This window comes from Acinetobacter sp. WCHAc060042, from assembly GCF_003231195.1.
Classification (GTDB): Bacteria; Pseudomonadota; Gammaproteobacteria; order Pseudomonadales; family Moraxellaceae; genus Acinetobacter.
In genome coordinates this window covers 1-1,169 of sequence record NZ_QKVN01000103.1, presented here as the reverse complement: position 1 = coordinate 1,169, position 1,169 = coordinate 1, and the positions used below count along the sequence as shown (strand labels likewise).

Here is a 1,169-nt window from a genome sequence, read left to right as displayed (position 1 = left end):
GCCTTTAGGGGCTTCTTTTTTTGACTATGAACATTGATCATTTAATAAAAGATATTTTTAAAAAGAAAGGACTTCTTCATACTGTCGATGTTCAATTATTTATTGAAAATATTGTAAAAAAATACTTAGAAACCCAAAATATACCATTTGAAGATATCAACTCAAGTAATCAGTTATCTTTTATACTTTCTCGAAAAGACATTGCAAATTTTAAAGCACCTGTAAGCGTAGCTTTTTCTATAAACCCTAATGAAGTACTTTTTAAAGATAATAAATATTTAGAAAGTAAAAAAGGAATACAGTTTGAAAAAAACCTCGAACAATATGTTGAATTTACTTCAAATATTTTAAATTCCACAGTAAAACGCAATGACTTCAAATCAGTAGTTATTTTAACGTTATTAAGTGACATAGAAATTGAGGAATTGAATTTTAGATTTTCACATATACATGATTTTTTTAATAAAGATGTAGGATTCTTAGGTACTTCATTTATAAATAGCATCATTCAAGAAATACCATCAGATGTTGATGAACTCACCAATAAATTATTTTCAATAAAAATTAAAGATTTGGTTTTTGAAAAGAATGAAGATTGGGTGACTAAAAGAAATGAGCTGATTACTAACCTGAAAAATCTGTATCAACACAGTGGAAAAGTTTCTCTTTTACTTGGTGCAGGAGTTTCATGCAGTGCAAATCTACCTAGTTGGGATGAACTAATTTCAAGTTTGTTTATCACCTACCTAGTTAATAGCAGTCTCGACAATACAGACTTACGCTCTATGAAAGCGGGAGAGTATGCTGAAATCATTAGACATATCAGCAGAACCTTTTCAGAGAAATATTTAAAATCTGCCTTACTTTCAGCAAGATATTTACGTACCGGATTTTCTACTCAAGACCAAGATTCAAAAGGTTTTATAAGAGAGCTACAAAAGAATCTATATAACAAAGAGAAAAAAGAATCAGAATTAATCAAAAGCATCGGAAGATTATGTATTCTGACCAGAACTGGAGCTAAAGTAAGATCTATTATTACGTATAATTTCGACAATTTAATTGAACAGCATTTAAGTAATTCAAATTTGAAATTTAGATCAATTTTTTTAGATAACGATAAATATAGTAATGAAGAATTGCCTCTATACCACGTACATGGATTTATT

Annotated in this window: 1 protein-coding gene; it reads left to right on the top strand. The window is 28.5% G+C overall.

The genetic code is table 11. The annotated features are described in order from the left end of the window. Nucleotides 1-20: 20 nt before the first annotated feature. Nucleotides 21-1,169: hypothetical protein (locus DPG01_RS18390; RefSeq protein WP_162622375.1), on the top strand; the 1,149-nt coding region annotated here is incomplete at its 3' end.